General features: G+C 61.4%; 4 protein-coding genes. All 4 read right to left on the bottom strand.

Features of this window, described 5'->3' with window-relative positions; genetic code table 11:
* Window positions 1-452 precede the first annotated feature (452 nt).
* The 4 genes from ACTQXI_RS08755 to ACTQXI_RS08740 all read right to left on the bottom strand — a co-directional run bounded on the left by ACTQXI_RS08755 (window position 453) and on the right by ACTQXI_RS08740 (window position 7751).
* Window positions 453-3266, bottom strand: a complete 2814-nt coding sequence (locus ACTQXI_RS08755; protein WP_441049129.1) for a phosphoenolpyruvate carboxylase — start codon at window positions 3264-3266, stop codon at window positions 453-455.
* Window positions 3267-3523: 257 nt separating this feature from the next.
* Window positions 3524-4837 (bottom strand): histidine--tRNA ligase, encoded by a 1314-nt coding sequence (gene hisS, locus ACTQXI_RS08750; protein WP_427729192.1) that lies wholly within the window; start codon window positions 4835-4837, stop codon window positions 3524-3526.
* 307 nt (window positions 4838-5144) lie between these two features.
* On the bottom strand, window positions 5145-6449 hold the full coding sequence (locus tag ACTQXI_RS08745) for an MFS transporter (RefSeq protein WP_441049127.1): 1305 nt from the start codon (window positions 6447-6449) through the stop codon (window positions 5145-5147).
* A gap of 3 nt (window positions 6450-6452) precedes the next feature.
* The gene (locus tag ACTQXI_RS08740; protein WP_441049125.1) at window positions 6453-7751 is read right to left on the bottom strand and encodes a M20 family metallopeptidase; all 1299 of its coding nucleotides are present in this window, start codon (window positions 7749-7751) and stop codon (window positions 6453-6455) included.
* Between the last annotated feature and the right edge of the window lie 254 nt (window positions 7752-8005).

Genomic DNA, 8005 nt, shown 5'->3' with positions numbered 1-8005 from the left:
CCACGCTATGCGCGAAGCGCGCCATTCTTCTCCTCAGCTTTAATTCCAGAGGACCGAGGACGAAGGGGCCCGACGGGTTTCCCTCTGAATGCATTCCGCAGCACGAAGCCCATTCCAAACGCGCGAAGCGCGCCATTATTCCCCCAGCAGTAATCCGCCGAAGACCGGACATCGCAGGGCCCGCCATCAGTTTACTTTTAGGCACACTCCGCAGGACGCAAGAAGCCCTCGCCGCACTCCACGCTATGCGCGAAGCGCGCCATTCTTCTCCTCAGCTTTAATTCCAGAGGACCGAGGACGAAGGGGCCCGACGGGTTTCCCTCTGAATGCATTCCGCAGCACGAAGCCCCCTTATCCGCAGCTCCGAAGGAGCAGGATAAGGGGGCTTCAAGTGCGAGGACGCATTCAGAGGGAAACCCGTCGGGCCCCGGTGAGAGCCACAGGGCTATCGATTACCCCGTGTTCTGCAGACCTGCCGAGACGCCGGTCACAGTCGAAAGAATCAGGCTCATGTACTCGGCCTTCTTCTCCTCGGCCATCTCGTCCTGGTTCATACGCACCTCGCGAAGGGCGCGGACCTGGGCGATGGACAGGGCGTCGACGTAGGGGTTACGCACGCGAACGGCACAGCCGAGCACGCGACGACGCTGCAGCGGCCACTCGTCACCAACGATGGCAAGGACCCACTTACGGGTGAGCTGCATCTCGGTAAAGACCTTCTTGGACAGATCATCGCGGTCGCCCAGATGCAGATACATCTTGGCAATGCGCTGATCGGTCTTAGCAATCGACATCTCGATGTTATCGATAAAGGTGCGGAAGAACGGCCACTCCTGGTAGGCAGCCTTGAGCTGGTCAAGATCGCCCAGCTGCTCGCAGGCGGTGCCCAGGCCGTACCAAGCGGCCAGGTTAATGCGTGCCTGGCTCCAGCTGAAAATCCACGGAATGGTACGCAGGTCGTCGAGCGACTTGGCACCCAAGCCGCGCTTGGCGGGACGCGAGCCGATCGGCAGCAGACCGACCTCGGTCAGCGGCGTCACGGTCGAGAACCACGGTGTAAAGTCCTCGGTGTTCAGCAGGTCCAGATAGCGCTCGTGGCTTGCGGCGTTGAGTTTCTCGGCCATATCCCAGAACTTCTGCGTGGTCTCGGTGTTGGTCTTCTCGACGCTCGGGGCCGACTGCAAAAGCGTTGCGGCGGCAACGGACTCAACATGGCGCTGAGCCAGCGTGCGGTTGCCGTAACGGGCAAAGATGACCTCACCCTGCTCGGTGAGCTTAAAGAAGCAGTTGACCGAACCCTTGGGCTGCGCCAGTACGGCCTTGTTGGCCGGGCCGCCACCACGGCCCACGGCGCCGCCGCGACCGTGCATGAGCACCAGGTCGATATCGTTCTTCTCGGCCCACTTGGCGATGCGCTCCTGCGCGGAGTGCAGCGCAAGCATGGCCGTGGTAGGACCGGCATCCTTGGAGGAGTCGGAGTAACCCAGCATAACCTCCATGCGGCGGTTGGTCTGGGCAAGACGCTTCTGCACCACGGGCAGCGTAAGCATCTGGTCGAGCACGTCAACACAGCCCTCGAGGTCCTCGAGCTGCTCGAACAGCGGGATCACGTCGAGCTCGGGAACGTCCTCCTCGTGTGCGAAGGACAGGTGGGCCAGCTCAAAGACGTCGGCCACATGCTGGGCACTCTTGGTAAACGAGATGATGTAGCGGTGTGCCATCTTCTTGCCGTAGCGCTTTTGGATGGAGCCGATAGCGCGGAAGGTGTCGATGACCTCGCGCGTCATGGGCTGCAGGTCGCCATGGATACCGTTTTCGTGGATGTCCTTGAGGGCGCGGGCATGCACCACGGAGTGCTGACGGAACTCCATCTCGACCATATGGAAGCCGAAGGACTCGACCTGCCAGATGATGGTCTGCACCGGGCCGTAGGCGGCACGGACGGCACCGCAGGCAGCCAGCGAACGCTGGACGACGCGCAGGTCATCCAGGAACTCGTCGGCGCTGTGATACATGGTGTCGGTGATACGGCGTACGGTGGCGTTCAGACGGTCGGCCATGACGAGCATGACGGCGCGATGCGGCTCGTGCTCGGAGATAAGCTCGGCGCGGGCCGTGTAATGGGCACTCATCTCGACCTGATGGTTCCACAGGTTGATGAGCTCGGCAGACGGCTTGCTGTAGGTGGCCTCGAGCGTGAGGTTGCGGCCGATGCGGCGGCACTTGTCCTCGAGCTTGAGCACCATGTGGGTGAAGTACTTGGCGGCGACCTCACGGCTCACCTTGGCGGTGACGTTGGGGTTACCGTCGCGGTCGGAACCGATCCAGCTGCCGGGATGGAAGAACGCCGGGCACAGCGGCGGCACGGTACCGGCCTTGTCACCCAGCACCCAGTCGTCAAAGCGACGATAGATGACGGGGATGACGTCGAACAGCGTGTTATCGAAGATGTCGATGATGGTATCGGCTTCCTCGACCGGCGTGGGCTTCTTGAGCGCGATGGGGCTCGTACGCACCAGGGCGTCGATCTCCTGCAGCATATGGCGCTCGTTCTCCACCAGGTCGGAGCCGCCCAGACGCGGACGCTCCTCCAGCAGGTTAGAGATACGGCGAATCTTGCCCTCGACGGCCTTGCGACGGGCCTCGGTGGGATGCGCGGTAAAGACGGGATGGAACTCAAGCTTGCCGAGCAGCTCGTTGGCGCCCTCGACACCCATCTCATCCACCAGCTGGTGATAGGCGACGGTGAGTTCGTTGGCGGGATCGACCTCGGTATCGGTCGATGCACCGGCCTCACGCTCGCGCAGCTGCGTCACACGGTAGTTCTCCTCCGACAGGTTTGCCAGATGGAAGAAGCTCGTAAAGGCACGAACGATAACCTGCTGCTTATCGAGCGGCAGGCTGTCGATCAAATCGACGACCTCGCGAAACGCCACAGCAGTGGGCTCGTCGGCGGTGGGCACGCCCTGCTCGTCGACGGCCTCGTCGGCGGCACGGCTACCGGGGTTGCCGGCATTGGCCACGATCTCGGCCGACAGAATCTTGTCGAACAGGTCCGCGATCTCGGGATCATACTCGCTAAGCACACGGCGCTCCAGGCGCAGGAACAGCGCAAGGTTGTCGCGCAGCTCCTCGGGAATCTCAATCTCGGCGAGACGCTCCCTGGACTCGGCATTCGAGCCGATTCGGTTAACGAGGCGGTTGACCACGGCAGCGACGCGCGCCGCGGCTTCGGGTACAGACTGGTTGCTTAGGTTCTCAGCCACGTTTCCTCCCATTCCTCCTTCTATGCACGTAACATGCGGTATTCATTATAGGCACTTGAGAAATACTTTCGACACTGATTGCGCTTTACCACACAAAAGTATTTTCTGCATTGCAAGGCTTTTTGCCCCAAATGGTCGTATTTCTCGGTGGGCGGCATATGCAAACGGGGACATTCCGCATAAAAGCGAAACACCCCCGTAACAATCGTTCGCCGCGAGCGGGACGCGTTAGCGGACCCGCAGCTCAAAATGATGCCCTACAGACGCTCGCGAACCGCCTCGACAACGTTGGCCAGATCGACCAGCACCTCGTCATGGCTCTGCATGTCGCGCACCTTGACCTTGCCGGCGGCAAGCTCGTCGCCGCCCAAAACCAAAATGAGCTTGGCGCCCACCTTGTCGGCCTGCTTAAACTGAGCCTTGAGCGAACGACCCTGATAGTCTGCCTCGGTCACGATGCCTGCGGCGCGAAGCTTCTGCGTAATGGCAAAAACGTTCTGACGCAGTTCCTTGCCGGCGTTGGCAACGTAGACACACGGAGCCTCATCGGCACCCAGGTCGCTGCCAAAGGCCTGCAGGGCCAGCAGGGCGCGCTCAAAACCGACGGCGAAGCCGACACCGGCCGTGGGCTTGCCGCCCTCGAGCTCGACCAGGCCGTCGTAGCGGCCGCCGCCACCGATGGAGCCGACGCCGGCGCCGGGGGCCTCGACCTCAAAGACGGTACGGGTGTAGTAGTCCAGGCCGCGCACCAGGGTGGGGTCCTCGACATACTCGATGCCGGCGGCATCCAGATAGCGCTTGACCTGCTCGTAGTGCTCGCGGCACTCGTCGCACAGGTTGTCGCCCATCAGCGGGGCCTCGGCCATGATCTCGCGGCAATGGTCGTTCTTGCAGTCGAAGGCGCGCAGCGGGTTGAGCTCGGCGCGCTCGCGGCACTCATCGCACATCTCGTCGGCGTGATCGAGAATGAACTGCTTGACCTGCTCGCGATAGGCCGGACGGCACTGGGCATCACCCATCGAGTTAATGAGCAGACGGAGCTTGGAAAGATCGAAGCCCAGACGCTTGTAGAACTCCATGAGCATAATGATGCACTCGGCGTCCGCAGCCGGATCGGGAGCACCGAGCCACTCAATGCCCACCTGATGGAACTGACGCAGGCGGCCCTTCTGGGGGCGCTCGCCGCGGAACATGGCCTCGGCATAGTAGGCCTTAAACGGCGTGGAGCCCTGGGGCACCAGGTTGTTCTCCACGACGGCGCGCACCACGCCGGCAGTGCCCTCGGGACGAAGCGCCAAGCGCTGTTTGGGCTTGAGCTTGGCATCGGTGCCCTCGGTAAAGACACGTTCCAGGTTGGCGCCGCTAAACACGCGGAACATCTCCTTGCGCACGACATCGGTCGACTGGCCGATGCCGTGGACAAACACGTCCACCTGCTCGATCGCGGGCGTCTCGATGGGCTTAAAGCCAAACGGCTCGAACACGCCGGCAGCGATCCGCTGCATCTTTTGCCAGGCGCGCATCTCGGCGCCGATAAGGTCGCGGGTTCCCTCCGCCTTCTGTGCCTGCATGGGCAAACACCTTTCTTTTAGTATCGCGTCATAGGTAGTGGTCATTATACGGCACAAAAACAAAACGCGGCGACGCGTCTGACCGAACGAGGGTATGGGAGCTCGTTCGGCCAGACGTGCCGCCGCTGCAGCCGATCCGCTTTCCTCCGCCCCCTTCGAATCACACGATCTGTTGGGGACAGAGGAAAACGGATCATTTTGTATGTCCGTGGCCGCCTTGGAAACCGAATGATGGTACGAGCATCCATTCGGCTTCCAAGGCGGCCACGGACAGAACACGGGGCGAACAGAAAAGAGCGACGGACGTCTACTCCCCCGCCACGCTCGCACGCAGCTTAGCGGCGATGGGCTCGGATGCCAGCAGGAATACGAGCATGACCACAGAACACACCAGGCACACGATCCAGGTGCTCGCAAAGGAGCCCGTGGCATCGAACAGCACGCCCGAGACAATGGCACCCACGGTGCCGCCGACCATCTCGAGCGAGGTAATGGCGCCCGTGACCTTGCCCAGATCGGCCATGCCAAACTGCTTGGACGCGGCGATAGTGGGCGTGATGGTGCCCATGCACGTTCCGACACCAAAGCTCACGGCAGCCACGATGGGACCAAGATCGGTCGCGGGGAAGCACAGGGCTACGCAGGCGATAATGCACGCAACGGATCCCAACACGTTGCCAAAACGTAGGCCAAAGCGATCGTAAATGACGCCGAGCGAAATCTTGGCGATAACGACGGTGACCATATAGGCCGAAAGCACAGTGCCCGCCCACACGGGGTCGTGACCGCCCGTGACAATCTTGGCGCCGTTGACGGTAACGCTCGTCATGTTGGTGATCTGGTTGGGCAAGATGGCACCGTTAACGAGGCCCATAAAGAGAAAGGCGACGACAAGCAGCCAAAACGCCGGGCTCTTCTTGATGCGAGACCAACCGACGTTAACCTCGGGAGCCGTGTGCTCGTCCTTGTCGCCAGCTGTCGAGACGGACGGATCGCCCGGGTTCTCGCCGAGCGGCTTAAGGCCTATCTCAGAAGGCTTGGTGCGGAAGGAATAGGCCGTGATGGGCAGCGCCGCCACCATGCAGATAGCCGCGAGCACCAGGAAGGCGGAACGCCAGCCAACGCTCACGATAAGCGAGCTCACGGTGGGAGACAGAACAGCGCCTCCAAAGCCCGAGCCCGAAAGTGCTATGGAGATCGCAAGACCTCGCTTGGCCGTAAACCAGTTGGCGGTCACAAGGCTAATGAGCAGGCGGGTCGAGGCGACGGCAAAGCAGCCCGAGACGGCAAAGAGCACGTAGACCTGCCACAGCTCACCGACAAAGCTCATCCCGGCAAGAACGGCAGAGGTGGCGATAACGGTAAGGGAACCCAAGATGCGACCGCTCACTTTGTCGGCAACATGGCCAATGACAAGCGAGCCGACAACGCTCACCACGGTTGAGATGGCGTTGGAGATGTTGTACTGAGCAAGGGAAATGCACAAGTCGCTCACGATAAGCGGCTGAAACAGGCTCATGCAGTTAACGAAAATCGTGTAACACGTGGCCATGATGACAAAGCCGGAGGCCACGACGAGCCAACCGGGGAAGAATTTATGCTGCTGGGACATGGATTACTCCTTGTGGTCGGCGATATAGCCCAGGGCGACCGCCGCATAAGCCGCGGCGCCGAGCGGCAACTCGGCATCGCTAAAGCGTGCCTTGGGATGGTGCTGGGCAAAGTGCTCGTCCGTATCGGTCACAGCCGCACCGAACGTAAAGTACGCGCTCGGTATCTCGCTCGAGATAAGCGCAAAGTCCTCGCTCGCCATGGCATGGAACAGAGGCAGGAAGGCGGCCTTGGGCAACGTCGCACCCACATAGCCAAACGAAGCCTGGGTCATATCGTCATCGAGCACGAGCGGGGGAACATCCGAGAGCGTCTCGATAGTCGCCGGCGTACGATAAGTCGTGGCAACGCCTTTGACGACCTCCGCAATGCGGGTCTTGAGGTGCTCCATGAGCTCAACGTCAAAGCCGCGCAATGTTCCCTCGAGCACGCAGGTGTCGGGAATCACATTGGCCGCTTGGCCACCGGCAAACTTACCCACGGTGAGCGCGACCTCCTTGGCCGCCGGCACCTCGCGAGCGATAAGCTCCTGGAGCGCCAGGTGCACATGCACGCCTGCCGTGATGGGGTCGATGCAGATCTCGGGGCTCGAACCGTGGCCGCCCTTGCCCTGCAGCGTAATGCGGAAACCGTACACGCCCGAAAGCGCCGGGCTGCCGTAGAGCACCAGGCCAAGCGGCGACTGGCTGTTGACATGCATGGCAAAAGCCGCCTGAGGACGCGGGTTCTCGAGCAAGCCGTCGGCGATGGCAGCACGTGCCCCCTCAAAGGTCTCCTCGCCCGGCTGGAACAACAGCTTGACGGTGGCATTGGCGTCGACAAGCGCGGCCTCGCGAGCCTTGAGCAGGCGCGCCGCACCAAGCAGCGCCGTCGCGTGCATATCATGACCGCAAGCATGCATGCAGCCATTGGTAGATGCAAAGGGCTCGCCGGATTCCTCGACAACGGGCAGGGCATCCATGTCGCCGCGCAGCATAACGACCGTACCGGCCTGTTCGTCCGTGCAGACGCCATTGCCCTGGGCCGCGGCGGCACCGGCACCGACAAGGCCCACAACGCAGGAACCATCGACGAGCGTGGAAAATGGGATGTCCATCTCGTTCAGGCGCGCTTGGATATACGCAGAGGTCTGTGGGAGGTCGTTACCGAGTTCGGGCATCCGATGCAGATCGTGACGCCATGCGGCAAGCTCATCGGCAAAAGCCTGAGCCTCTTTGACCAGACCGTCGCCAATGGCGGCTTGCGCCGCCGCTGAGGTCTGAAGCGCTGGTTGTGGTTGAAAATCGGACAGAGCTGGTGCCATAGATGCCCTCCAGTAAAGTTTTAGCAGCAAGCACTTTCATACTCTAAAGTGCAGGGCATAACTTTAAAGGCGACGCATAAAAAACGCCGCCCCAGAGGGACGGCGCAACAGATTGTTTACAAACGCGCTCGCGGCTTTTTACGCAACTCTCTGTTAGACCAGCATTGACGTAGCCGCTCCCTGCCGTTGCCAATAGTCCCAGAAGGGCTGGGGACGATCGATCATCTGGCGCCTCGTATGCTCGTAGAAGCCGC

Origin of the sequence: Collinsella sp. LCP19S3_C9 (genome assembly GCF_052121575.1) — a bacterium.
Classification (GTDB): domain Bacteria; phylum Actinomycetota; class Coriobacteriia; order Coriobacteriales; family Coriobacteriaceae; genus Collinsella.
This window is presented reverse-complemented; position numbering and strand designations above follow the sequence as displayed.